Source organism: Zoogloea sp. JDB1, assembly GCF_056724025.1.
Genome location: NZ_CM161496.1, coordinates 1,593,864 through 1,616,813, shown reverse-complemented (window position 1 = coordinate 1,616,813; position 22,950 = coordinate 1,593,864). Strand labels below are relative to the sequence as shown.

The following is a 22,950-nucleotide window of genomic DNA, read 5'->3' as shown; positions in this document are numbered from 1 at the left end:
CTGCGGCCGGGACGAATGGATTCGCCCCGGCGGGTCAGGTGACCAGGATCGCCCGAAAGTCATTCACGTTGGTGAGGGTCGGCCCGGTCACCAGCGAATCGCCGAGGGCCTCGAAGAAGCCGTGGCCGTCGTTGTTGTCGAGGCTGTCGCGGGGGCGGATGCCCTTCGCCCAGGCCCGTTCCAGCGTGTCGGGGAAGGCCAGCGCACCGGCGATCTCCTCCAGCCCGTCCACGCCGTCGGTGTCACCGGCCACCGCGTGGATGCCGGACGCCCCGTCGAGGGCCACCGCCAGGGACAGCAGGAACTCCACGTTGCGCCCGCCGCGCCCGTCGCCGCGCACGCTGACGGTGGTCTCACCGCCGGACAGCAGCACGCAGGGCGCCGCGATGGGCTGGCCGTGACGCTTCACCTGCAGCGCAATGGCGGCCATCACCTTGCCCACGTCGCGGGCCTCGCCCTCAATGCTGTCGCCCAGCAGCAGCGGCGTCACGCCGGCGGCGCGGGCCACCTCGGCGGCGGCCTCCAGGGCCATCTGCGGGGTGGCGATCAGGTGCGTACTCACGCCCGCCAGGCGCGGATCGCCCGGCTTGACGGTCTCGCCGGAGCCGCTCTCCAGCAGCGCGCGGGCACCGGCCGGCAGCTCGATGCCGTAGCGGCGGACGATCTCCAGCGCGCCGGCGCAACTCGTCGGGTCGGCCACCGTGGGCCCGGAGGCAATGTCCATCGGGTTGTCGCCGGGCACGTCGGAAATCAGCAGGTTCACCACCCGCGCCGGGTGACAGGCCGCCGCCAGCCGGCCGCCCTTGATCGCCGAGAGGTGGCGGCGCACGCAGTTCATCTCGGAGATGGTGGCACCGGACTTGAGCAGGGCCCGGTTGATGGCCTGCTTGTCCTCCAGCGTGACGCCCACGCCGGGCAGCGGCAAGAGCGCCGAACCGCCACCGGAGATCAGGCAGATCACCAGGTCGTCGGCGGTCAGGCCACGCACCAGTTCGAGCATCCGCGCGGCCGCCTCGCGGCCCGCCGCGTCGGGCACCGGATGGGCCGCCTCGACGATCTCGATGCGCTCGCAGGGCACCGCGTAGCCGTAGCGGGTCACCACCAGGCCGGACAGCTCGCCCGGCCAGTGGCGTTCCAGCGCCTGGGCCATCGCCGCCGAGGCCTTGCCGGCGCCGATGACGAGGGTCCGCCCCTTGGGCGGCTCGGGCAGGAAGCGGGGAATGCAGTGCTCGGGCTGGGCGGCATTGACCGCGGCGGTGAACATTGCGGTGAGGAGATCGCGGGGGGCGCTGTGCATGTGGCTTGTCCTTGTCGTTCAGCGGCTGCCCAGGTCGAGGAAGCGCACCCACTGGGAGCCCTTCCACAACACCGTGCGGCCCATGTCCATCAACTGCTCGGCACCTTCCACGATGGTCAGGAAGTGGTTGCCGGCGAGCTGCCCCATTTTGCTGGCAAAGCGGCTGCTGCCATAGGCAAACAGGATCTCGGTCTCCGAGAAACCGCCCGGGTAGAGCAGCACATCGCCCCGCGACGGGTGGCTGGTGTGGTTCTCGAAGTCCAGGCCGGTGTCGAAGTCGGCCAGCGGCACCCACACCGCCTCGCCGCTCCAGCGGGAATGGATTACCTGGTTGGAGAAAGGCAGCATCTTCAGGAAGGCCGCGCAGGTCTTCGGCGCGGCCTCCTCTTCGAGCCGGGCGACAAAGCGGTAGGAACCGACTTCGATGGCGAGATGGCGCACCGGCTCGCTCCTCACTCGGCAGCCTGCTGGCCGATCTCGAAATTGGCCATCTTCTCGAGAGCCCGCACCAGCGCCGAGTGGTCCCAGCCGGCGCCGCCGTGGGCCGCGCAGGTGTTGAACAGCTCCTGGGCGATGGCGGTACTGGGCAGCGCGACGCCGAGCTGGCGGCCGGTGGTGAGGGCCAGGTTGAGGTCTTTCTGGTGCAGCGCAATGCGGAAGCCCGGATCGAAGGTCCGCTTGACCATACGCTCGCCGTGCACTTCGAGGATGCGCGAGTTGGCGAAGCCGCCCATCAGCGCCTGGCGCACCTTGGCCGGGTCGGCACCGGCCTTGGCGGCCAGCAGCAGGGCCTCGCCAACCGCCTCGATGGTCAGCGCGACGATGATCTGGTTGGCCACCTTGGTGATCTGGCCGTCGCCGTTGCCGCCGACCAGGGTGATGTTCTTGCCCATCAGCTCGAACAGCGGCTTGACCTTGTCGAAGGCCGCCTCGCTGCCGCCGACCATGATGGTCAGGCTGGCCGCCCTGGCGCCCACCTCGCCGCCGGACACCGGCGCGTCGAGGTATTCGCAACCCAGCGCGTTGATGCGCTTGGCGAAATCCTTGGTGGCCACCGGGGAGATGGAGCTCATGTCCACCACCGTCTTGCCGGCGGAGAGGCCCGCGGCGACGCCCTCGGGGTTGAACAGCGCGTCCTCCACGTGGGGCGTATCGGGCACCATGGTGATGATGATGTCGGCCTGGCGGGCGACTTCGGCGCCGCTGGCGCAGCTCCGCGCACCGGCCTCGACGAGTTCCGCCGGCGTGGCGCCGTGGGTGAAGGTGAAGACGGTGTGACCGCCCTTGATGAGGTGGCCGGCCATGGGGGCGCCCATGATGCCGAGACCGATGAAGCCGATGTTTGCCATGATGTCTTGTCTCCTGGTGGTGATCGTCGTGGGGCCGGCGCTCAGGCCTTCTTCAGCCAGCCGAGGCCTTCCGCGGTGGTGGTGGCGGGCTTGTATTCGCAGCCGATCCAGGCGGCGTAGCCAAGCCCGTCGATGTGGCGCAGCAGCCACGGGTAGTTGATCTCGCCGCTGCCCGGCTCGTGGCGGCCGGGGTTGTCGGCCAGCTGGATGTGGGCGATGCGCGGCAGGTTCCTGGCGATGGTCGCCGCCAGTTCGCCTTCCATGCGCTGGGCGTGGTAGATGTCGTACTGCACGAACAGGTTGTCGGAGCCGACCTCGTCGAGGATCTCCAGCGCCTGCGCGGTGCGGTTCAGGTAGAAGCCGGGGATGTCGAAGGTATTGATCGGCTCGACCAGCAGGCGGATGCCGGCCTCCTTCAGCTGGGCCGCGGCGAAGCGCAGGTTGGCGACGAAGGTCTCGCGCAGCGCGCTCTCGGACACGCCAGCCGGGGCGATGCCGGCCAGGCAGTTGATCTGCGTGCAGCCGAGGGCGCGGGCGTAGTCGATGGCGGTGGCGACGCCGTCACGGAACTCGGCGACCCGCTGCGGGTGGCAGGCGATGCCGCGCTCGCCGGCTTCCCAGTTGCCGGCCGGCAGGTTGTGCAGCACCTGGACGAGGCCGTGGCGGGCCAGCTCGGCGGCCAGGTCTTCCTTGGCGAAGGCATAGGGGAAGAGGTATTCGACCCCCTTGAAGCCGGCTGCCGCGGCGGCGCCGAAGCGCTCCAGGAAAGGCAGCTCGGTGAACAGCATGGAAAGGTTGGCGGCGAAACGCGGCATGGTCGTGTCCTTTCGTTGGCCCCGGAGGGCGTGAAGCCGTGGGGCGAGCAGATTCGCCCGCACGGAGTCAGTGTTGCGGTCAGTCGAGCAGGGCCACCGCAGTCGGGGCGTCGGCGCCGCTGGCGGCCAGGTCCTCGAACTCGTTGATGGCGTTGATCTCGGTGCCCATCGAGATGTTGGTGACCCGCTCCAGGATGATCTCGACGACCACCGGCACGCGGAACTCCTCCATCCACGCGTAGGCCTGGGCGAAAGCCGCCTGCACGTCCTCGGCCTTGCGCACGCGGATCGCCTTGCAACCCAGGCCTTCGACGACGGTGACGTGATCGACGCCGTAGCCCTCGGTCTCGGGGGCGTTGATGTTCTCGAAGGCCAGCTGCACGCAGTAGTCCATGTCGAAACCGCGCTGGGACTGGCGGATCAGGCCCAGGTAGGCGTTGTTCACCACCACGTGCAGGTAGGGCAGCTTGAACTGGGCGCCGACGGCCAGCTCCTCGAGCATGAACTGGAAGTCGTAGTCGCCCGAGATCGCCACCACCTTGCGGGACGGATCGGCCGCACACACGCCGAGGGCCGCCGGGATGGTCCACCCGAGGGGGCCGGCCTGGCCGCAATTGACCCAGTGGCGCGGCTTGTACACGTGCAGGAACTGGGCGGCAGCGATCTGCGACAAGCCGATGGTGCTGACGTAAGTGGTGTCCTTGCCGAAGGCCTTGTTCATTTCTTCATAGACCCGCTGCGGCTTCATCGGCGTGGCCTCGAAGTGGGTCTTGCGCTGCAGTGTGCGCTTGCGCTGCTGGCACTCGGCCACCCACGCGCTGCGGTCGGCGAGCTGGCCGGCGGCCTGCATGTCGCGGGCCACGGCGATCAGCTGGTCGAGGGCCGCGCCGGCATCGGAGACGATCCCGTAGTCGGGCCCGAAGACGCGGCCGATCTGGGTCGGTTCGATGTCGATATGGACGAACTTGCGCCCTTCCGTATAGACCTCGACGGAGCCGGTGTGGCGGTTGGCCCAGCGGTTGCCGATGCCGATCACGAAGTCGGCGGCCAGCATCGTCGCGTTGCCGTAGCGGTGGGAGGTCTGCAGGCCGACCATGCCGGCCATCAGCGGATGGTCGTCGGGGATCGTGCCCCAGCCCATCAGCGTCGGGATCACCGGCACGCCGGTGAGTTCGGCGAATTCCTGCAGGCGGGCCGCCGCGTCGGCGTTGATGACACCGCCGCCGGCCACGATCAGCGGACGCTCGGCGGCGTTGAGCATGACCAGCGCCTTCTCGGCCTGGGCACGGGTCGCCGCCGGCTTGTGCAGCGGCAGGGATTCGTAGGTGTCGATGTCGAACTCGATCTCGGCCATCTGCACGTCGAAGGGCAGGTCGATCAGCACCGGGCCGGGACGGCCGGAGCGCATGACGTGGAAGGCCTGCTGGAAGACGCGCGGCACCAGGGCCGGCTCGCGCACGGTGACGGCCCACTTGGTGACCGGCTTGGCGATGGACTCGATGTCCACGGCCTGGAAGTCTTCCTTGTAGAGGCGCGCCCGCGGCGCCTGGCCGGTGATGCACAGGATGGGGATAGAGTCGGCGGAGGCCGAGTAGAGGCCGGTGATCATGTCGGTGCCGGCCGGGCCGGAGGTGCCGATGCACACCCCGACGTTGCCGGCGGTGGCACGGGTGAAACCTTCGGCCATGTGGGACGCGCCTTCCACGTGGCGGGCCAGCACATGCTTGAAGCCGCCATCCTTCTTCATCGCCGAGTAAAGGGGGTTGATCGCTGCGCCGGGCACGCCGAAGACGGTCTCCACGCCTTCCTTGCGCATCACCGCCGCGGCGGCATCCACTGCTCTCATTCGGGCCATTTCTTCTCCTCCTATGGGGTCTGTCCGATGAATCGATGGGGACAGCTTAGGGATAAAGGCCGGCGACTTGAATTGCCGCGGGGATCGGTTCTTTCGATACTTTTTGTACCGATTCGCGATGAAAAAAGGCCGCCCTCGAGACGCCGCGCGGATTGCAGCAGCGCACCGAAGGCGGCCCCGTGATCAGCGCAAAGTGCCGTTCAGCAGCAGATAACCAGGCACCCAGCCGGTCAGCACGCCCTGCCCGATGGCGACGCAGGCGGTCAGCCGGGTCAGCGGCTTGTTCAGCGCCAGCAGCAGGAAGAAGAGCAGCCAGAGTATCGACCAGGCCACCCACGACAGCCCCAGCCACCACTCCCCCGGCGAACTCGCCAGGCGCAGGCAGTCCGCCGCCACCGGCACCGCGGTGAGGGCCACGAACAGGCTGAACCAGCCCAGCCCGCGGCCATCGGCGCCGCTGTAGCGGTTGATCGCCACCCACAGGTAGGTGAAGGAGAACAGCAGCGACAGCGCCGCCGCCTTCACCGAGGCCAGGTCGGCCCCGTCGCCGAAGGCCAGCTTGAGGGCCACCAGCAGACTCAGCCCGCCGGCGAACAGGTTGATCACCGGGATCTCCCGGTCGCCGATGCGGCCGAGCATCCACAGGCCGTTGAGGATCAGCACGGCGCCCACGTAGAGCAGCGCCAGTCCGAGCAACATCGCCGCGTCCTCAGCGCCGGAGCAGCGCCGCGCTGCCGGCGAAGCGGGCCGCCGGACCGAGCTCGCGCTCGATGGCGAGCAGCCGGTTGTACTTCTCGACGCGGTCCGAACGGCTCGCCGAGCCGGTCTTGATCTGCCCGCAGGCGGTGCCCACCGCCAGGTCGGCGATGGTCGTGTCGCCGGTCTCACCGGAACGGTGGGAGACGATTGCCGCGTAGCCGTGCTGGCGGGCCAGCGCGATGGCGGCGAGGGTCTCGCTGAGGGTGCCGATCTGGTTGGGCTTGATCAGGATCGCGTTGGCGACGCCCTTGTTGATGCCCTCGGCGAGCAGACGGGTGTCCGTCACGAAGAGGTCGTCGCCGACCAGCTGGGTGCGCCGGCCAAGCCGGTCGGTGAGCTGGCCCCAGCCGGCCCAGTCGTCCTCGGCCATGCCGTCCTCGATGCTGACGATCGGGTAGTCGGCGACCAGCTTGGCCAGGTAGTCGCAGAACTCGGCCCGCGACAGGTCGAGGGATTCGCCGGCCAGCACGTAGCGGCCGTCCTTGGCGAACTCCGACGAGGCGCAGTCGAGGGCCAGCGCCACCTGGCTGCCCGGCTCGTAGCCGGCCAGGCGGATCGCCTCGAGGATCAGATCGAGGCCCTGGCGGGTGCATTCCACGTTGGGCGCGAAGCCACCCTCGTCGCCCACCGAGGTCGGAAAGCCGTAGCGGTCGAGCAGGCCGCGCAGCGCGTGGAAGACCCCGACCCCGGCGCGCAGCGCGTCGCCGAAGCGCTCGAAGCCATGGGGCACGATCATGCATTCCTGGATGTCGAGGCTGTTGTTGGCGTGGGCGCCGCCGTTGAGTACGTTCATCAGCGGTACCGGCAGCACCGGCTCGCGGCCGTCCGACAGGTGGCGGTACAGAGGCTGGCCGGCCGCCGCCGCGGCGGCATGGGCGCTGGCCAGCGACACCGCCAGCAGCGCGTTGGCGCCGAGGCGCGACTTGTCGGGCGTGCCGTCGAGTTCGCACAGGATGCCGTCGACATCCGCCTGGCGGGCCGCGTCGCGGCCCTTCAATGCGGCGGCGATGGGGCCTTCGACGTGGGCCAGGGCCTTTTGCACGCCCTTGCCGCCGAAGCGCGCCGGGTCGCCGTCGCGCAGTTCGAGGGCCTCGCGCTTGCCGGTGGACGCCCCGGAGGGTACCGCGGCGGTCCCGCGGTGACCGGACTTCAGCGTGACGGTTGCCTGCAGGGTCGGATTGCCACGGGAATCGAGGATTTCGAGGCCATTGATGCGGGTGATTTCGGTCGTCATCAGAAATGCCACTCCAGCTGCAGCGTCGGGGCGCGGGTGTCGATGCCGGGCTTGGTGACGCCGGCGGCGGTGGCGTGGTTGCCGAACTTGTTGAGCCACAGCTCGTAGCCGACACCAGCCCAAACGGTGTTCTTGCGGCTGCCGGCGAGCTGGCCCAGATCGGCCATCAGGGAGGTGCGCATCAGCGTTTCCGCCTCGGTCTTCACGCCGGCGTAGTCCCTGCCCTTCTCGCCGATGTAGTTGATGAAGCCCTGGAACTTGAGGGGCAGCGGACCGGCCTGGAAGGGGATGCCCCACGCGGCGCTGAGCATCCACTGGGTGTCGAAGGAGATCTCGGCCTGCGGACAGGCCGGCGCGCCGAGGCCGCAGTGGTTCCATTCGCGAGCGGCGAGCAGGCTCACGTCCAGGAAGCCGGGCACGTCGAACTTGAGGGTCGGGCCAACCACCAGCAGGCGTTTGCGCGGTGCGAAGCGGGTGTCCTTGGTGTTGAGGTCGAAGCCGCCAGTCAGCGCCACTTCCTTCACCGGGCCGAAGGACAGGTCCTTGTCGAGGGCCTTGCCCAGGTGCAGCTGGTGGCGGTAGGTCAGGTAGAACTCGGTGGCGCCGGAGCCGCCGCCATTGACCGGGTCGTTCTTGTCGGACTGCAGCACGTCCAGGTTCAGGAAGTTCTGGCCGACCGCGTAGCCGCTGCTGTGGGTGAATTGCAGCACGTTCTTGCGCACGTCCTGGGTGTTGTTCGGCTCGCGGAACTGAGTGCCGTAGCGGTAGCCGAGGAAGGTGTCGGACCAGGTGGCGGCGGAAGCGAGGGGCGCGGCAATCGACAGGCAAAGGGAGGCCACGCCGGCCAGCGGCCGGCAAAAAATCTTCTGCATGATTGTCTTTCGGTGAGGTGTGGGCCGGGCTGGGAATCAGTGGGCTTCGTGGGCGACGTGCTCGCAGGCTTCGCCGCTGGCGTTGCGGCGGCCGGTGCCATTGAGGAACACGTTGAGCAGCACCGCAGACAGCGCGGCGAGCAGGATGCCGCTGTGCAGCAGCGGGCCGAGGGCCTTCGGCATGCTGTGGAAGAAGGTCGGGGCAACCAGCGGGATCATGCCCAGGCCGATGCTGACCGCCACCACGTAGAGGTTGTTGCGGTTGCTGCGCAGGTCGGCGCCGACCAGGATCTTGATGCCCGTCGCGGCGACCATGCCGAACATCACCACGCCGGCGCCGCCGAGCACGAACTGGGGCACGGAGGCGATCACCACCGCCATCTTGGGAAACAGGCCGAAGGCCATCAGGATCACCCCGCCGACGATGCACACCCAGCGGCTCTTCACGCCGGTGACGCCCACCAGGCCGACGTTCTGGGAGAAGGAGGTGTGCGGGAAGGTGTTCAGCAGACCGCCGATCAGCGTGCCGAGGCCGTCGGTGCGCAAGCCACGGGTCAGGTCGTCACGGCTCAGGCGGCGCCCGGTGAGATCGCCGAGGGCCAGGAACATGCCGAGGGATTCGACCATCACCACCACCATCACCAGGCACATGGTCGCCACCGAGACCAGGTCGAAGGTCGGCATGCCGAACTGCAGCGGCGTGACGAGGGCGATCACCGGCGCTTCGTCGATGCCGGCGAAGCTGACCTTGCCGAGGGCCATCGAGATCAGGAAGCCGACCACCATGCCCAGCAGCACCGACACGTTGGACAGGAAGCCGCGGCCGTACTTGGTGATCAGCAACACGGAAACCAGCACGATGGTGGCGATGGCGATGTGTTCCGGCGCCCCATAGGCCGGGTTGTCGATCATCTTGCCGGTCGCCGCGTCCTTGATCATGGGATTGCCGCCGGCCGCCCAGTTGACCGCCACGCGCATCAGCGAGATGCCGATCACCGAGATGATGGTGCCGGTGACGACAGGCGGAAACAGCGGCAGGCAACGGGATACCAGTGGCGCGAAGAAGATGCCGAAGATACCCGCCGCGATACCGGCCCCGAGAATGGCGTTGATGCCCAGCTCGGGGTTGCCGGCCATTGCCACCATCGGGCCGACGGCGGCGAAGGTGACGCCCATCATCACCGGCAGGCGGATGCCGAACTTGCCGATGCCAAAGGCCTGGATGATGGTGACAAGGCCACAGCACAGCAGATCGGAATTGATCAGCAGCGCGATCTGGTCCTTCGGAAAACGGAGGGCGCCGCCGACGATCAGCGGCACCGCGATGGCGCCAGCGTACATCACCAGCACGTGCTGCAAGCCCAGGGCCAAGAGGCGGCCGGCGGGCAGGCGCTCGTCGACCGCATCGACCGGTTGGGCACTTCTTTCCTGCGAATACTCCGACATGGAGGTCTCCTTCGTTATCAGCATGAGCGCCTCTGCGGGCGCTGGTGGCGAATGCTCCGGACGAGGAATCGACCGGACTCAGGCCCAGTTTAGGCGGCAGCCCGTAGCGCGGCAGAGCCCAGTCTTGATAAGCGGAATAAGCACTTCGATATTGTCGCAATGCAGCATTCTTCATCCCCCTTCAATCCTGGCCCACCCTCCCCTCCATCCTGCAGTGCACCACGTTTTCCTGGGCATGGCGGCGCGGCTGCCGGGATCACTGGCGGCACCTAATGGGTATTCTGCGGACCAAGCGATGCCCACCATTATTCGAAAACCGATAAGCCGATGAAGCCGTCCTCCTCCTTCCCCCGTCCCGCCGCCGTCGCGCTGCTGCTGATGTCCCTGATCTGGGGCTACAACTGGGTGGTGATGAAGCAGGTGATCCGTTACGCCGATCCCTTCGACTTCTCGGCGATCCGCACCCTGTTCGGCGCCCTGTCCCTGTTCGCGCTGTTGCTCCTGCGCCGCCGCCCACTGAAGCTGGTGGCCGCCAGGCAGACCCTGCTGCTCGGCCTGCTGCAGACCGCCGCCTTCACGGCACTGATCCAGTGGGCGCTGGTGGCCGGCGGCGCCGGCAAGACCGCGGTGCTGGTCTACACCATGCCCTTCTGGCTGGTGCCGCTGGCGGCCTGGCGCCTCGGCGAGCGCATCAGTCCGATTCAGCAGGCCGGCACCGCGGTGGCGGCGGGCGGCCTGCTGCTGATCCTCGAACCCTGGGCCTCCCACGGCAGCCTGGCCAGCAACCTGCTGGCGCTCGCCGGCAGCCTTGCCTGGGCGCTGGCCACCATCGTCGCCAAGCGCCTGCGCCAGCAGCACGAGGTGGACGTGCTGACGCTGACCGCCTGGCAAATGCTGTTCGGCGCACTGGCCCTGTGCGTCATCGCCGCGCTGCATCCGTCGCGCCCCATCGAGCCGACGCCCTACTTCTTCGGCGCCCTCGCCTTCAACGCGCTGCTCGCCACCGGCCTGGCCTGGCTGCTGTGGCTCTACGTGCTGGAGCACCTGCCCGCCGCCATCGCCGGCCTGTCGGCCCTCGGCATCCCGGCCATCGGCGTGCTCGCCGGCTGGCTGGAACTGGGCGAACGCCCCAGCAATGCCGAGCTCGGCGGCATGCTCCTGATCGGCGCCGCGCTGCTGATCGTCAATCTCGTCCCGGTCCTCCGCCGCGGCGGCCCACCCCGCTCCTGAACAGGTTTGCCATGACCACGCCCCGCCCCCACCCCTGCATCCACTGCATCGACGACGCCCCGGCCACCCGCCGCGCCCTCGCTTCCTGCGCCCACAGTCTGGATCTCCCGCTGCACACCTGGGACACCCCGGACGAATTGCGCACCGCCCTCAACGGCGACGCCTGCGGCGTGATCCTGGTGGACATCCGCCACACCGACGGCGACTGCGCCGACTTCATCGCCAGCCTGGCTGCCGACGGCATCGACCTGCCGGTGATCGTGCTGGCCGCCGACGCAGACGCAGCACAATGCCGGCAGGCCTTCCGCGCCGGCGCCGCCGACTTCCTGGAAAAGCCGCTGCAGCGCGCCGACCTGCGCCAGGCCCTGCGCCACGCCATCGGCCAGCACGTGCTGCAGCACGCCCGCCGCGCCGCCGAACGCCAGGCCCGCCAGCGCTACGCGCAGCTGTCGGAGCGGGAGCGGGAAGTCCTGGCGATGATCGTCGCTGGCCTCACCAACAAGGAAGTCGCCCGCGCGCTGGAGGTCTCGCCGCGTACCGTCGAAGTCCACCGTTCGCGCCTGGGGCGCAAGCTCGGGACGGATTCGTTTGCGCAGATGGTGAGGTGTTATGCGCAGTTGGTGGAGGGGGATGTTGCGGCGGGCGCGGTTGGCGCCGTGCGGGCCGGCGGGCGCTTGGCGGATGCGGCGCCTTCGGCCGGTGCGCCGCGGCCCCATGCGGTTGGGGTGAGTTCGTTCGACCTGCGGGTGTAGCTGCGCGATTGCATGCTTGCCCTGGCTGGGCGGCTTTCCGTTGTTTTGCTTTACGTTGGCCGGGTCTCGCCCCGGCGGGCGACATCCTTTCTTGTCACACGACAAGAAAGGACGCAAAGAAACGTGCCCCGCTGCCGCGCCCCCTGCGGGGGTGCCCGAACTCCGGGCGTGCCGGGCGGGGTCTGCGCAAACTCGCCCTGCGGGCTCAAACATGCGCAGCCCTTGTCCGCCCGTCCCACCCTCCACTCGGCGCGTCAGAGGGGGAAAGGAAAGGCGGGTGCTCGGCGGCCGGTGCCACCCAGAACGGCTGTGGCAGGCTGCCCCTAAGTTTCTGGAAAGACGCGGCGAACTGCCTCCGGGCCGGCGCCTCCGGCCCCTGGGGCGGAGGGAGCGAGTTCACCTCGGACCTGAACAAGTTGTCCTTCGGGGGTAACGGGTTCCCCCGCCCAGCGGATGACCGGTGAGGCACGGGTCACCTTTCTTGCCTTCTTCCTTGGCGACGCAAAGAAGAAGCTCACCCGCTGAGACGAGAGCCCGGCCAATTCAAGGTCAGATAAAGGAAAGCCCTTTAGTGGGCATGCTTGAACGTCTTGAGCGCAGAGATCAGCAGGATGACGCCCAATCCAGTCACAAGGATTTCAGGTGGCACCAGGCCCAGCAGCAATCCCCCCACGCCGGCACCGATGATCGAACCGGCCACCATCCAGCGAAACAGGGGGCGTTCCGATTTCAGCACGGCAAAGGCTTCCGAGCCGCTGTAACGGGCAAACCCGACGATCATGGTCGGGAGGCTGACCGTCAAGGACAGGCTGCCAGCCAATTTGATGTCGATTCCGTAGAGCAACACGATGGTCGGGATCAGCAGCTCACCGCCGGCCACCCCCAGCAGGGCCGCCACCGTACCGATACCGAACCCGGCCACCAGCCCCGCGGCGATGCGCACCGGCCCCGCCTCGAACAATGGCGTGCCGCTGTCGTGGAGTCCCAGCCATGACTCGGACAACATCAGGATGGCGAGCCCGACGAGCAGGACCATGATGATCAGATTGAGTTGTTTGCGGTGCATCGTCAGGGCATGACCGGCAGCCCACCAGGCGCCAACGAGACTACCGGCCAGCAGATTGAGGGCGACATCCGCATGCTGGAACAACTGGTCGAACGATATCGTTCTCAAGCGGAAGAACAGCGCTGCGGCCACCACAACCAGGCTCATGGCCTTGTTGAGAATGACGGCCTCGAGCGTGGAGAGCCGGAACAGCCCGACCAGCACCGGCAAACGGAATTCCGCGCCACCCAGACCGATCAGGCCGCCCAGGGTGCCAATCAAGGAGCCCGCGACAAAGCCCTGCCCTGCACGTTTTCTGGTGCTCATGCTTGCTCCCGGCGATGGGTGGCGATATCACCAGGCAGGGCAAGGCCATCCTTCACCATCACGGCACGTATCCCCCTCTTGAAGGGCAGCACCATCTTCTCCACGGGCGTCCTGAAAATCGCCACCACGGCCGCAAGCACATCGGCAGATTGAACAGCAGGCCCGATCAGTAATGCGGCCCACCGGCCGCTCGAAAACATAGTTCGCATTGCATCGCCCCACAGGCAGACATCACATGAGCTTGTCGATATTCTGACAGCGTTAGGTCAAAAACGACATAACGAACTACGTGATGCAAGCGACATGCCAAGCGAAGAATCAAACAGGGGAAATCAATCCGCGAGCGCGAGCAAAGCCTGCAGTTCGCTCTCCGAAGCCGCGTTGATGCGTTGTTCCAAGGCGGCATAACGCTCGACCAACGCCTGGCCGAGCGGTGTCAGGCGGGCACCGCCTCCGCCTTTTCCGCCTGTCGCAGTGTCAACAACCGGACGACCAAAGCCCTGATTGAGGGAATCAACGAGTAGCCAGGCCCTCTTGTAGGGAATGCCCAGCGCCCGCGCGGCGGCGGAAATGGAACGCATCTCGCCGACTTTCTCCAGCAGGTCGATCTTGCCGGGGCCGAGCGCGATGTCCTTCCCGATGTAGATGCGTGGGCGGATGCGGATGGATGAAAGCGAGGTGGAGCTCATGAGCGGGAGCTTACCTTACCGCGCCGCTTTCCATGGCTGACCCTCACAAGGTCGCAGCCCCTGCACTTTCAACCCTGGACCTGCGAAAACGGATAGTTACTTTCCAACTTTCGATCTCGGAACCCGAAAGTTCGAGCTCATCCGCCGAAACTTCGAACTCGATGACCGAAACTTCGACCCCAACCACCGAAGTTTCGGACCCGGAGATCGAAACTTCGGATGATTTCGTCGAAACTTCGGTCTCCGAGTCCGAACATCGCACCTCGCAATCCGAACTTTCGATGGCTGCATCCGAAAAACGGAAAGCGATCATCCGTCATCGGACAATTGCTTTCCATTTTCGTGCAGCGGGCGGGAGCCCTCGCGCCACGCCACCCCGCGCGCCTGCAAGGCCTCGCCGAGTTCGCGCAGTTCCTCCGCCAGCATGGAGCAGGCCCACAGGTAGTTGTCCTGGTAGGACGGACTCAGGCGCCGGAAGGCGTCGGCCTGGGCGCCGCAGGTCATGGCCAGCAAGGCCTGCAGCTGGGCCTGCCGGGCCGACATCTGATCGATCAGCGTCAGCACGCTGACGTCGTCGGCCAGCCGATAGAGCGGCGAGGAAGAAGCGGGAAAGTGCATCTGCGTCGTCATGCGCAAGCCCTCCCGCCGGAGGCATGCGTGGAACGAAACCGGAATCGACGGAAGTACTCTCGAAGCGGAAAAGCAGACGGGTGCGGCCATGCGCACGCCGGGGCGTGAATTGCCATGGAATGGAACTCCTTCGTTAACGGACTGTTCCACCCCTCGCTGCTAAACGGGGGGCGGGCCAAAGCAGGGTTAGCAGACCGGAACGAAGGGACCGGCAGGCCGAAGCCTCCCCACCCGGCCCGCCATTGATCAAGGCGCACCACGGGCGTGACGGACGAAAAAAAGCCGCGGCGCGGCTCGGTCCGCCTTCGTTTGCCGGGCTGCTAAACCCGGTCGCTGTTGTTTCAGCGACGCGGCGGAGTATCGGCCGGGCATCGGGAGAGCGTCAAGCGGAGGAGAAAACTGAGCTTTCTCACCGCAACTGCCTGAATAGTCACCGCAGCCACCTATCTCAGTTTTCACACATGACCCAGTAGCCAACCCAAGCCCCAGCAAAGGCTCGGTGCCCACCCAAAGCCCGTCCTGAACCTTTGATCCGCACAGCAGCAGGCGGGGAAGTCCGGCGCGGCTGTTTGAGGAGGCGAAGCCGACGAGTTCCGCGCCGGCCGCGTGCTGCGAGCAGCGCAGGGAAGTCGTCCGCAACGCGGACGACCGGTGAAGCACGGGTCGCCTTTCTTGCCTTCTTCTTTGGCGACGCAAAGAAGAAGGTCGCCCGCCGGGGCGAGTCCCGGCCAATCCATGCCAATAAAAGGAAAGCCGCCCAGAAAAGAGCACACAAAACCGACACAGCAAAAAACCAAAAAGCGGCCCGCCACCAGCCGGGAGGGGGAGAAAACCAGCAGCGGGCCCAGGGCAAAAAAAAAACCCAGGCGCTCAGCCGCCCCTCTCCGACCACGACACCCCACCCGTCGCCCAATTCTCCCGCTTCACATCGACAAACAGGATGTCCACCGCCGACGGCTCGCAACCGAGCACCCGGCAAGTCTCACGGGTCAGAACCTCGGCAAGCTCACGCTTCTCGGCCGGCGTGCGCCCCTCGAAGAGCTCGATATGAAAAGTCGGCATGGAAGAGTTCTTTCGGAAAACAGAAGAGGAAAAAGCACCAGCAGCGAAACAGAAGCTCAAGCCGCAAACGACGGATCGTCCCGCATCAAGCGACGCAGCAGCATCGGCCATTCGAGCGCACCTTCCGGCGCCGGGTCGGCGGTGAGCTGGCGGTGGCTACGGGCCAGCGCGGCCTCCGACGGCATCACCCGGCAGGTGGCGTCGGGCGCGGCGGCCATCGCGGCGAGCTGGATCTCGCAGGCCTGCTCCAGGGTGTGCATCAGCACATAGGCCTCGGCCACCGTCCGCCCGCAGGTCAGGGTGCCGTGGTTGCGCAGCAGCAGCGCCGGGTGGCGCCCGAGGGCGGCGACCAAGCGGGCCAGTTCGGGGGCATCGAAGACGAGGCCACCGTAGTCGTGGATGCCAATGTCGCGCCAGAAGCGCAGCGCCGGCTGGGACAGGGACAAGAGGCCGTCGGCCAGCGTAGACACGGCGATGCCGGCGCGGGTATGCAGGTGCAACACGCAATGGGCATCCGGCCGGGCGCGGTGCACGGCGGAGTGAATCGCGAAGCCCGCCGGGCTGGCAACGCCCTCCCCGGCCAGCACCTGGCCGGCGAAGTCCACCACCAGCAGGTTGGACGCGCTGACCTCCTCGAAGCCCAGCCCGAAGCGGTTGATCAGGAAGGCGTCGTCGCGCCCGGGCAGGCGCCGGGAGATGTGCGTGTAGACCAGGTCGTCCCAGCCATTGCGGGCGACCAGGCGGTAGCAGGCGGCCACGTCCACCCGCGCCTGCCACTCTTCCTCGCCGCAGGCCGGGGGCCGCCGGGCATAGGCGTCGCTGACAGCGTCGGTGGACATGGCCGTCTCCTTACAGGGCCGGGATCACCGCGCCGGGATCGAGGACGATCTCGTCGCAGTTGGGCGCGCTGCCGCTGCGGTCCACGACCAGGAAGTCGCACACCGTCTCCAGCGCCAGCAGCGGGTGGTGCCACACGCCGGTGGCGTAGTTGACGCCCTGGTCGCCGCGGGCCAGGAAGACCCGCAGGTCTTCCGCCTTCGGCGCCGCGCCGGCCGGCGCCACCACCACCAGGTAGGGCTTGCCGGACATCGGGATGAAGGCCTGGCTGGCCAGCGGGTGGCGCTCCATCATCTCGACGCGGAAAGGCAGCGTGCGCGGCTGGCCGCGGAAGATGGAGACGATCACCTTGCCATCCGGGCCGGCCTCGATGTGGGCAAGGTCGTGGTAGCGCTCGGTGTTGCCGGCGTTGATGGTGAAATGGCGCACCGCGTCGCTCGCTTCGATGACTTCGCCGAAGGGGGCGAAGGCTTCGCGGGTGAGCGGCTGCGGGTTCAGACTGAGGCTGTTCATGACCGCTCCTTACTTGGCCACCTTGCCCCACAGGCGCAGGCGCGACACGCCACCGTCGGGGAAGATGTTGAAGCGCACATGGGTGATCGGCCCGAGCTTGGCGATCTGTTCGGTGAAGGTATGCACCGCGTCCATCGTCAGCTTCTGCTCGGGCAGCAGGGTCTGCCAGAACAGGCTCTGGGTGGTGATGGAACGGTCGGTGCCACCGCTCACGAAGGCCGCCTGGATCGAGCAGCGGTCCGGGAAGTTGCCCTTGAAGAAGGCGGTGTCCACTTCGATCCTTTCGACCGTGCCGGCGGCGCCCAGTTCGAGCACGCACCAGTCGTTGCCCGGTTCGCGGCGGCGGCGGGTTTCCCAGCCGTCGCCCATGTTCTGGCCACGGCCGGGCAGCAGCAGCGCGGCGACGGTGGAGCCGAAGCTGGCGTCGTTCCAAGACACCGCGCGGCCGCCGTTCTCCATTGCCACCAGGTCGATGGTCTCGTCGCCGGTCAGGCTCTCCAGCGCGCCGACCGGGCGGCCATAGACGCGCAGGCGGGCGATGCCGCCGTCCGGGAAGATGTTGACGCGCAGGTGGGTCCATGCCGCGTCGCTGGCGCATTCGAGGATATGGTGGCTGTTGGGGCCGAGGGGCGTGGCCGGCAGGATCTCGGTCCAGCTGGCGGCCTTCAGGCTCTCCACGTCGTCAGTGCCCGACACGGTGGCCTCGATGGACACCGCCGGCGGGTAGTTGCCGGTGAAGTGGCTGGTATCCACATCGAAGCCACGGATCACGCCCTTCACGCCGAGCTTGACCAGCGCCCAGTCGTGGCCGGCGACGCGCTTGCGGCGAGATTCCCAGCCGTCCATCCACTTGCCGTTGGTATCGAACTTGCCCGGCACGAACTGGGCCGGTTCCGGGTTGAGCATGCGCGACACTTCGGCGAAGAAGTCGTCGGAGGCGTACAGCGCCTGCGCGCCCAGGCGCGGGTTGGCGAGGTCCACCGAACGCAGCGCCCAGTCGGGCAGGTCGGCGGGAGCGGCAAAAACGGGGGCGCCGGGGGTGTGGCTGGCCATGGGATGGGTCTCCTTTGAGTTTGGGCTGGGGATGCGTGGAAGCGATCTGCCCGGCAAGGGCGTCAGCTTCCGGTTTTACGAAAAACAGGCCGGGGCGCCGGACTGGCGCCTTCCTGGCCATTCCAATCAGCCGCGGGACGCCAGCTCCTGCTGCGCGGCCAGCGGGCCGGTGCTGGCAAGGGCTTCACGCTCCTCGACGAGGCCGTCCGGGGTGGTCGCGTTGAGGTCCACCGGGATCGTCCCGTCCAGCACGCCCTTCGCCCGCGCCCGGTCGATGTCCTTCTCCCACACGCCGATCACGACGGTGGCGACGCAGTTGCCGATCATGTTGGTAAGCGCCCGCGCCATGCCCATGAACCAATCCACCGACAGCACCAGCACCAGGCCGATGGCCGGGATCGCCGGCACCGCCGACAGCGTGGCGGCAAGGATCACGATGGCGGAGCCCGGTACGCCGTGCGCGCCCTTGGAGGTCACCAGGGAAATGGCCAGGATGGTCAGCAGGTCCGTCAACGACAGCGGCGTGTTGGTGGCCTGGGCGATGAAGACCGCGGCCAGGGTCAGGTAGATGGAGAAGCCGTCCAGGTTGAAGGAATAGCCGGTGGGAATCACCAGGCCGACCGTCGAGTTCTTGATGCCCATGAGTTCAAGCTTGCGCATGACCTGTGGCAGCACCGCATCCGACGAGGCGGTGCCCAGCACCACCAGCAGTTCCTCCCGCAGGTAGCGCAGCAGCTTGAAGATGTCGAAGCCCGCCAGACGCAGGATGGTTCCAAGCACGACCACCACGAAGATCGCGCAATTCACGTAGAACAGAGCCACCAGCATGCCCAGCTGCTTGAGCGAACCGATACCGTACTTGCCCACCGTGAAGGCGATCGCGCCCAGCACACCCAGCGGCGCCAGCTTGACGATGTAGCCGATTATCTTGAAGAACACATGGGCCAGACTGTCGATCGCATGGGTGACCGGCCGACCGCGCTCGCCGAGGGCCGCCACCGCACAGCCGAACAGGATGGCAAGCAGCAGGACCTGCAGTATGTCGCCCTTGGCGAAGGCATCGGCGAAGGTGGTCGGGATGATCCTGAGCAGGAAATCCACCGTGCTGGTGGCTTGGGCGGCCTTCTCCGCGTAACCCGCCAACGCCGATCCGTCGAGGTTGTGGGGATCCACGTTCATTCCCGCGCCGGGTTGCAGCACATAGGCCAGCAGCACGCCGAGAGCCAGCGCAAAGGTGGTGACGACCTCGAAGTACAGCAGCGCCTTGACCCCGACGCGCCCGACCTTCTTGAGATCGCCGGTGCTGCAGATGCCATGGACCACCACGCAGAACACCAGCGGGGCAATGATCGCCTTGATCAGCTTGATGAAGCCGTCGCCGAGGGGCTTCAGCTTGGTGGCGAAGTCGGGCCACAGGGCGCCGACGGCGATCCCCAGGATGAGGGCAATGACCACCTGCCCGAACAGAGTCTTGTAAAAACGCTTGTGCATGGTTTACCTCTTGAGCCGGATGAAAGAAGGCCCCCAGGGGCGGCCGTTCGGGTGCCGCGGTGACGACGGAAGCGATCGTCCCCCGTCCATCCTTGGCCATCGATGCCAAAGCCGCCTGGTATTGCGGCCCGCACAGATGCCTACAAACATATTTTGTAAAATGTTAGTTACAAGCTCAGAGATATACCAATAAAAATTTCTTCTAAAAAAACGCTCCAATACCACCCGACATTTGCCCACGGCAGCGCATGGTGTGAGAATCGGCGCCCACCCAGAGGGAACGCTCATGAACATGCCGGACGCCGAAGGCCTGCTGATGGCCGACAAGGCCTTTCTTGCTCTGCGGACGCTGCTCATCGGCGGTGCGCTGCGTGCCGGGCAATTCCTCTCCATGCCCGACCTGATGCGCACCCTCGACATGCCCATGGCACCGGTGCGCGAGGCCGTCAAACGGGCCGAATCCCTGGCCCTGGTCCGCGTGCTGCCCAAGCGCGGCGTGGCGGTCATGGAAGCCACCCCGGCGCTGATCCGCGACTGCTTCCACCTGCGCACCATCCTCGACCAGGAGGGCGCCCGGGAGCTGGTCCGCACGGGCGCCGGCAACCGGCTCGATGGCTTGCGTGAGAGCCACCAGCGGGTTCTCGACGCCGCCCGCGAAGGCATCACCCCCGCACTGCAAAACGAGGCCATGCAGGTGGACTGGGAGCTCCACACCGCCCTGTCCGAAGCCCTCGGCAACGACAGCGCCCGCGAGATCTACGCCCGCAACCGGGACCGGATCTCCGTCATGCAGCATTCCCGCCCGCTCCTGCCCGACCGCATCATCCCGGCCATGGGCGAACACCTGGCCATCCTCGACGCGGTGGCCGGCGGCGACGAGAACGCCGCCGCGGCGGCCGTGCGCGACCATTTCCGGCAGACCCTGCGCTGGTGGGGCATCATCGCCTGAGCCCCGGCGTCGGGCGCCAGCCACGCCTCAGGGCTGGAAAGGATGCTTCTCGATCCAGTGGCGGGCGATATCCACGCGCCGACACACCCACACCCGATCATGTTTTTCAATATGGTCGAGGAAACGCTGCAGTGCACGGAAACGCCCCGGTCGGCCGAGCAGGCGGCAGTGCATGCCGACGCTCAGCATCGCCGGCCGCTCGTCCCCTTCTTCGTACATCACGTCGAAAGCATCGCGCAGGTACTCGAAGAACTCGTCGCCGTGGGAGAAGCCCTGCGGCAGCGAGAAGCGCATGTCATTGGTGTCGAGGGTGTAGGGCACGATCAGCTGCGGCGCGGTGCTGCCGTCGCTCTTCTGCACCTCGGACCAGAACGGCAGGTCGTCGCCGTAGTAGTCCGAGTCGTACAGGAAGCCGCCGTAATCGGCCACCAGGCGCCGCGTGTTGGGGGAGTCCCGCCCGGTGTACCAGCCCAGCGGCCGCTCGCCGGTGAGCTGCTCGATGATCTGCATCCCAATCCTCATGTGCTCGCGTTCTGTGGCCTCATCCACGTTCTGGTAGTGGATCCAGCGCCATCCGTGGCAGGCGATCTCGTGGCCGAGCTCCTTGAAGGCGGCGGTGAGTTCGGGGTGGCGTTGCAGCGCCATAGCCACGCCGAAGACGGTCATCGGCAGGCCGCGCCGTTCGAATTCGCGCAGGAAGCGCCACACGCCGACGCGGGAGCCGTACTCATAGACACCCTCCACCGACAGGTGGCGGTCCGGGTAGCTGGCCGGATTGAACAGTTCGGACAGGAACTGCTCGCTGCCGGGGTCGCCGTGCAGTACGCAGTTCTCGCCGCCCTCCTCGTAGTTGAGGACGAACTGGACGGCCACCCGGGCCTGGCCCGGCCAGTCGGCGAAGGGCGGCTTGCGGCCGTAGCCGATCAGGTCGCGGGGATAGGCGGGATCGATCTTGCTCATGGCGGGACTCCTTGCGCTCAGCCGAGCAGCGCGTCGAGGCGGAAACGGGCGATGCGGCCGATCTGCTCGAGGCAGGTGCGGAACTCGGTGGCCGCGTCGTTGGCGAGGCGGGCTTCGACCGCGTCCAGGATCTGGTAGCGGGACAGGCCCTTCACCGCGATGACGAAGGGAAAGCCGAAACGTTCCCGGTAAGCGGCATTCAGCTTACGCAGGCGGGCCAGTTCGTCGGCGCGGCACTGGTCAAGGCCAGCGCCGCGCTGCTCGCCGGTGGATGCCACCGTCAGCGTGCCGGCGGCGGCTTCCTTGCCGGCCAGTTCCGGGTGGGCGCAGATCAGGCCGAGTTTTTCGTCCTCGCTCGCGGCATCAAGCACCGCCAGCATCGCGATGTGCAGCGCATCGACGTCGGCAAAGGGACGGGCCGCCCAGGCCCGCTCGGGAATCCACGGGGAATGTTCGAAGATATCGGCCAGGCGGGCGACGAACTCGTCCCGCGGCAGCGCCGACAGGGCGGCGACGGAGATGGGCGCATTCATTTTTTCAAGTCCTCAAGGTCGTGCTGGGGTCGGGGGCGGGATCTCAGTCGGCGAGCCTGGCGCCCTGGGCGTACCAGCGGGCGATCAGCTGGCGCTCGGCGTCGGTAATGCCCGTCAGGTTGCCGAGGGGCATGTAGCCGCTGGCCACCGTCTCGGCCATCTTGGCGGCGTGCTGACCGATGCCTTCGGCGCTCTGCAGCACCACGCCCTTCGGCGGCTGGGCAAAACCGGCCTGGGTCGGATGCTCGGCATGGCAGGCGATGCAGCGGGTATCGACCACATGCTTGACGGCAGAAAAACTCACCTTCTCGCCATCGCTCTTCACCGGGGCGGGCGCCATCAGCACCATCAGCAGGACCAGCAACGCGACACCGGCGGCGGGCAGCCACCACTTCACCTGGCCCCGGTGGCGCAGCACGAAGAACTGACGGATCAGCACGCCGGCCAGCATCATGACCACCAGCACCAGCCAGCCGTTGGGGTGGGAATAGGTCATCGGGTAGTGGTTGCTGATCATCACGAACAGCACCGGCAGCGTGAAATAGGTGTTGTGCACCGAGCGCTGCTTGCCGATCTGGCCCGGGCGCGGATCCACCGGCTGGCCGGCGCGGATCTGCTCGACCATGCGCTTCTGGCCGGGGATGATGTGGATGAACACGTTGGCGACCATCATCGTGCCGAGCATCGCGCCGACATGCATGTAGGCGCCACGGGCCGAGAACAAGTGATGCAGCAGCCAGTCGGCCAGCACCACGAAGCCGAACAGCAGCACCGCCAGCAGGCCGTCGCGGCCCATCAGATTGCGGCACAGCAGGTCATACACCACCCAGCCGGCGGCCAGGAAGGCGATGGAGATGCCGACCGCGGCGGGCGGGGTCAGCGCCATGACCTTGGCGTCGATCAGGTAGCTGGACGCGCCGATCCAGTACACCACCGCCAGCAGGCTCATACCCGACAGCCAGGTGGTGTAGGCCTCCCACTTGGACCAGTGAAGGTCGTGGGTCAGAGGCTCGCCTTGCGGACCGGTGAGGAATTTCTGGCTGCAGTAGAAGCCGCCGCCATGCACCGCCCACAGCTCGCCGAACACGCCGCGCTTGGCGTCCTCGGGTTTCTTCGGCGGACGCAGGGAGTTGTCGAGCATCACGAAGTAGAACGACGCGCCGATCCAGGCGATGCCGGTGATCAGGTGGAGCCAGCGCAGCAGCAGGTTGGCCCAGTCGAGGAGATAGGTTTCCATGTTTCTTCAGTCTCT

The 22,950-nt window shown here is 67.1% G+C and carries 24 protein-coding genes; 3 read left to right on the top strand and 21 right to left on the bottom strand.

Annotated features, from left to right (window positions below):
* Positions 1-34: 34 nt before the first annotated feature.
* The 9 genes from AC1PPK_RS07125 to AC1PPK_RS07085 all read right to left on the bottom strand — a co-directional run bounded on the left by AC1PPK_RS07125 (position 35) and on the right by AC1PPK_RS07085 (position 9,651).
* Positions 35-1,297, bottom strand: coding sequence for a glycerate kinase type-2 family protein (locus tag AC1PPK_RS07125; protein ID WP_481117144.1), 1,263 nt, complete (start codon positions 1,295-1,297; stop codon positions 35-37).
* A gap of 18 nt (positions 1,298-1,315) precedes the next feature.
* On the bottom strand, positions 1,316-1,738 hold the full coding sequence (locus tag AC1PPK_RS07120; protein WP_481117143.1) for a DUF3830 family protein: 423 nt from the start codon (positions 1,736-1,738) through the stop codon (positions 1,316-1,318).
* Positions 1,739-1,749: 11 nt separating this feature from the next.
* On the bottom strand, positions 1,750-2,646 hold the full coding sequence (locus tag AC1PPK_RS07115) for a 2-hydroxy-3-oxopropionate reductase (RefSeq protein WP_481117142.1): 897 nt from the start codon (positions 2,644-2,646) through the stop codon (positions 1,750-1,752).
* A gap of 41 nt (positions 2,647-2,687) precedes the next feature.
* A complete protein-coding gene (gene hyi, locus AC1PPK_RS07110) occupies positions 2,688-3,461 on the bottom strand; it encodes a hydroxypyruvate isomerase (RefSeq protein WP_481117141.1) in 774 nt (257 codons plus the stop codon).
* Positions 3,462-3,540: 79 nt separating this feature from the next.
* On the bottom strand, positions 3,541-5,316 hold the full coding sequence (gene gcl, locus AC1PPK_RS07105) for a glyoxylate carboligase (protein ID WP_481117140.1): 1,776 nt from the start codon (positions 5,314-5,316) through the stop codon (positions 3,541-3,543).
* Positions 5,317-5,499: 183 nt separating this feature from the next.
* A complete protein-coding gene (locus AC1PPK_RS07100) occupies positions 5,500-6,015 on the bottom strand; it encodes an AmiS/UreI family transporter (protein ID WP_481117139.1) in 516 nt (171 codons plus the stop codon).
* 10 nt (positions 6,016-6,025) lie between these two features.
* Entirely contained in the window at positions 6,026-7,309 is a 1,284-nt protein-coding gene (eno, locus tag AC1PPK_RS07095; RefSeq protein WP_481117138.1) for a phosphopyruvate hydratase, read from the bottom strand.
* Positions 7,309-8,181: a hypothetical protein gene (locus tag AC1PPK_RS07090; protein WP_481117137.1), complete on the bottom strand. Its 873-nt coding sequence runs from the start codon at positions 8,179-8,181 to the stop codon at positions 7,309-7,311. Before AC1PPK_RS07090 ends, eno begins: the two co-directional genes overlap by 1 nt.
* Before the next feature lie 36 nt (positions 8,182-8,217).
* Complete coding sequence (locus AC1PPK_RS07085) at positions 8,218-9,651, bottom strand: nucleobase:cation symporter-2 family protein (RefSeq protein ID WP_481117136.1); 1,434 nt, start codon at positions 9,649-9,651, stop codon at positions 8,218-8,220.
* A 303-nt stretch (positions 9,652-9,954) separates the two neighbouring features.
* On the opposite strand from AC1PPK_RS07085, the gene AC1PPK_RS07080 reads away from it, so the two are divergent.
* The gene (locus AC1PPK_RS07080; RefSeq protein WP_481117135.1) at positions 9,955-10,857 is read left to right on the top strand and encodes a DMT family transporter; all 903 of its coding nucleotides are present in this window, start codon (positions 9,955-9,957) and stop codon (positions 10,855-10,857) included.
* 11 nt (positions 10,858-10,868) lie between these two features.
* On the top strand, positions 10,869-11,609 hold the full coding sequence (locus AC1PPK_RS07075) for a response regulator transcription factor (protein ID WP_481117134.1): 741 nt from the start codon (positions 10,869-10,871) through the stop codon (positions 11,607-11,609).
* A 568-nt stretch (positions 11,610-12,177) separates the two neighbouring features.
* Here the strand turns inward: AC1PPK_RS07075 and AC1PPK_RS07070 are convergent.
* From AC1PPK_RS07070 to AC1PPK_RS07030, 9 genes are all read right to left on the bottom strand, one after another.
* Positions 12,178-12,981, bottom strand: coding sequence for a sulfite exporter TauE/SafE family protein (locus AC1PPK_RS07070; protein ID WP_481117133.1), 804 nt, complete (start codon positions 12,979-12,981; stop codon positions 12,178-12,180).
* Positions 12,978-13,181, bottom strand: coding sequence for a hypothetical protein (locus tag AC1PPK_RS07065; protein ID WP_481117132.1), 204 nt, complete (start codon positions 13,179-13,181; stop codon positions 12,978-12,980). Before AC1PPK_RS07065 ends, AC1PPK_RS07070 begins: the two co-directional genes overlap by 4 nt.
* 132 nt (positions 13,182-13,313) lie before the next feature.
* Positions 13,314-13,670: a winged helix-turn-helix domain-containing protein gene (locus AC1PPK_RS07060; RefSeq protein WP_481117131.1), complete on the bottom strand. Its 357-nt coding sequence runs from the start codon at positions 13,668-13,670 to the stop codon at positions 13,314-13,316.
* Positions 13,671-13,979: 309 nt separating this feature from the next.
* Positions 13,980-14,300 (bottom strand): hypothetical protein, encoded by a 321-nt coding sequence (locus tag AC1PPK_RS07055; protein WP_481117130.1) that lies wholly within the window; start codon positions 14,298-14,300, stop codon positions 13,980-13,982.
* Between the two features lie 870 nt (positions 14,301-15,170).
* Positions 15,171-15,362 (bottom strand): 4-oxalocrotonate tautomerase, encoded by a 192-nt coding sequence (locus AC1PPK_RS07050; RefSeq protein ID WP_481117129.1) that lies wholly within the window; start codon positions 15,360-15,362, stop codon positions 15,171-15,173.
* 56 nt (positions 15,363-15,418) lie between these two features.
* Positions 15,419-16,201 carry a class II aldolase/adducin family protein gene (locus AC1PPK_RS07045; RefSeq protein ID WP_481117128.1) on the bottom strand — a complete coding sequence of 261 codons (783 nt, stop codon included), beginning with the start codon at positions 16,199-16,201 and terminating at the stop codon, positions 15,419-15,421.
* A 10-nt stretch (positions 16,202-16,211) separates the two neighbouring features.
* Positions 16,212-16,712: an ureidoglycolate lyase gene (locus tag AC1PPK_RS07040; RefSeq protein WP_481117127.1), complete on the bottom strand. Its 501-nt coding sequence runs from the start codon at positions 16,710-16,712 to the stop codon at positions 16,212-16,214.
* 9 nt (positions 16,713-16,721) lie between these two features.
* Positions 16,722-17,765, bottom strand: a complete 1,044-nt coding sequence (alc, locus tag AC1PPK_RS07035) for an allantoicase (RefSeq protein WP_481117126.1) — start codon at positions 17,763-17,765, stop codon at positions 16,722-16,724.
* Between the two features lie 126 nt (positions 17,766-17,891).
* Entirely contained in the window at positions 17,892-19,256 is a 1,365-nt protein-coding gene (locus AC1PPK_RS07030; RefSeq protein ID WP_481117125.1) for a C4-dicarboxylate transporter DctA, read from the bottom strand.
* Between the two features lie 286 nt (positions 19,257-19,542).
* Here AC1PPK_RS07030 and AC1PPK_RS07025 point away from each other — a divergent pair, with 286 nt between their 5' ends.
* The gene (locus tag AC1PPK_RS07025) at positions 19,543-20,205 is read left to right on the top strand and encodes a GntR family transcriptional regulator (RefSeq protein ID WP_481117124.1); all 663 of its coding nucleotides are present in this window, start codon (positions 19,543-19,545) and stop codon (positions 20,203-20,205) included.
* 27 nt (positions 20,206-20,232) lie between these two features.
* Here AC1PPK_RS07025 and puuE read toward each other — a convergent pair whose 3' ends face one another.
* The 3 genes from puuE to AC1PPK_RS07010 are packed head-to-tail and all read right to left on the bottom strand — an operon-like array spanning position 20,233 to position 22,935.
* Entirely contained in the window at positions 20,233-21,165 is a 933-nt protein-coding gene (gene puuE, locus AC1PPK_RS07020) for an allantoinase PuuE (protein WP_481117123.1), read from the bottom strand.
* Between the two features lie 17 nt (positions 21,166-21,182).
* Positions 21,183-21,698: a 2-oxo-4-hydroxy-4-carboxy-5-ureidoimidazoline decarboxylase gene (uraD, locus tag AC1PPK_RS07015; protein WP_481117122.1), complete on the bottom strand. Its 516-nt coding sequence runs from the start codon at positions 21,696-21,698 to the stop codon at positions 21,183-21,185.
* Between the two features lie 43 nt (positions 21,699-21,741).
* A complete protein-coding gene (locus AC1PPK_RS07010) occupies positions 21,742-22,935 on the bottom strand; it encodes a urate hydroxylase PuuD (RefSeq protein WP_481117121.1) in 1,194 nt (397 codons plus the stop codon).
* Positions 22,936-22,950 lie beyond the last annotated feature (15 nt).

Coding starts and splice junctions, on each gene's coding strand:
- AC1PPK_RS07125 (WP_481117144.1), bottom strand. CDS start 1,297: ATGCACAGCGCCCCCCGCGATCTCCTCACCGCAATGTTCACCGCCGCG.
- AC1PPK_RS07115 (WP_481117142.1), bottom strand. CDS start 2,646: ATGGCAAACATCGGCTTCATCGGTCTCGGCATCATGGGCGCCCCCATG.
- hyi (WP_481117141.1), bottom strand. CDS start 3,461: ATGCCGCGTTTCGCCGCCAACCTTTCCATGCTGTTCACCGAGCTGCCT.
- gcl (WP_481117140.1), bottom strand. CDS start 5,316: ATGGCCCGAATGAGAGCAGTGGATGCCGCCGCGGCGGTGATGCGCAAG.
- AC1PPK_RS07100 (WP_481117139.1), bottom strand. CDS start 6,015: ATGTTGCTCGGACTGGCGCTGCTCTACGTGGGCGCCGTGCTGATCCTC.
- eno (WP_481117138.1), bottom strand. CDS start 7,309: ATGACGACCGAAATCACCCGCATCAATGGCCTCGAAATCCTCGATTCC.
- AC1PPK_RS07090 (WP_481117137.1), bottom strand. CDS start 8,181: ATGCAGAAGATTTTTTGCCGGCCGCTGGCCGGCGTGGCCTCCCTTTGC.
- AC1PPK_RS07085 (WP_481117136.1), bottom strand. CDS start 9,651: ATGCTGATAACGAAGGAGACCTCCATGTCGGAGTATTCGCAGGAAAGA.
- AC1PPK_RS07080 (WP_481117135.1), top strand. CDS start 9,955: ATGAAGCCGTCCTCCTCCTTCCCCCGTCCCGCCGCCGTCGCGCTGCTG.
- AC1PPK_RS07075 (WP_481117134.1), top strand. CDS start 10,869: ATGACCACGCCCCGCCCCCACCCCTGCATCCACTGCATCGACGACGCC.
- AC1PPK_RS07070 (WP_481117133.1), bottom strand. CDS start 12,981: ATGAGCACCAGAAAACGTGCAGGGCAGGGCTTTGTCGCGGGCTCCTTG.
- AC1PPK_RS07065 (WP_481117132.1), bottom strand. CDS start 13,181: ATGTTTTCGAGCGGCCGGTGGGCCGCATTACTGATCGGGCCTGCTGTT.
- AC1PPK_RS07060 (WP_481117131.1), bottom strand. CDS start 13,670: ATGAGCTCCACCTCGCTTTCATCCATCCGCATCCGCCCACGCATCTAC.
- AC1PPK_RS07055 (WP_481117130.1), bottom strand. CDS start 14,300: ATGACGACGCAGATGCACTTTCCCGCTTCTTCCTCGCCGCTCTATCGG.
- AC1PPK_RS07050 (WP_481117129.1), bottom strand. CDS start 15,362: ATGCCGACTTTTCATATCGAGCTCTTCGAGGGGCGCACGCCGGCCGAG.
- AC1PPK_RS07045 (WP_481117128.1), bottom strand. CDS start 16,201: ATGTCCACCGACGCTGTCAGCGACGCCTATGCCCGGCGGCCCCCGGCC.
- AC1PPK_RS07040 (WP_481117127.1), bottom strand. CDS start 16,712: ATGAACAGCCTCAGTCTGAACCCGCAGCCGCTCACCCGCGAAGCCTTC.
- alc (WP_481117126.1), bottom strand. CDS start 17,765: ATGGCCAGCCACACCCCCGGCGCCCCCGTTTTTGCCGCTCCCGCCGAC.
- AC1PPK_RS07030 (WP_481117125.1), bottom strand. CDS start 19,256: ATGCACAAGCGTTTTTACAAGACTCTGTTCGGGCAGGTGGTCATTGCC.
- AC1PPK_RS07025 (WP_481117124.1), top strand. CDS start 19,543: ATGAACATGCCGGACGCCGAAGGCCTGCTGATGGCCGACAAGGCCTTT.
- puuE (WP_481117123.1), bottom strand. CDS start 21,165: ATGAGCAAGATCGATCCCGCCTATCCCCGCGACCTGATCGGCTACGGC.
- uraD (WP_481117122.1), bottom strand. CDS start 21,698: ATGAATGCGCCCATCTCCGTCGCCGCCCTGTCGGCGCTGCCGCGGGAC.
- AC1PPK_RS07010 (WP_481117121.1), bottom strand. CDS start 22,935: ATGGAAACCTATCTCCTCGACTGGGCCAACCTGCTGCTGCGCTGGCTC.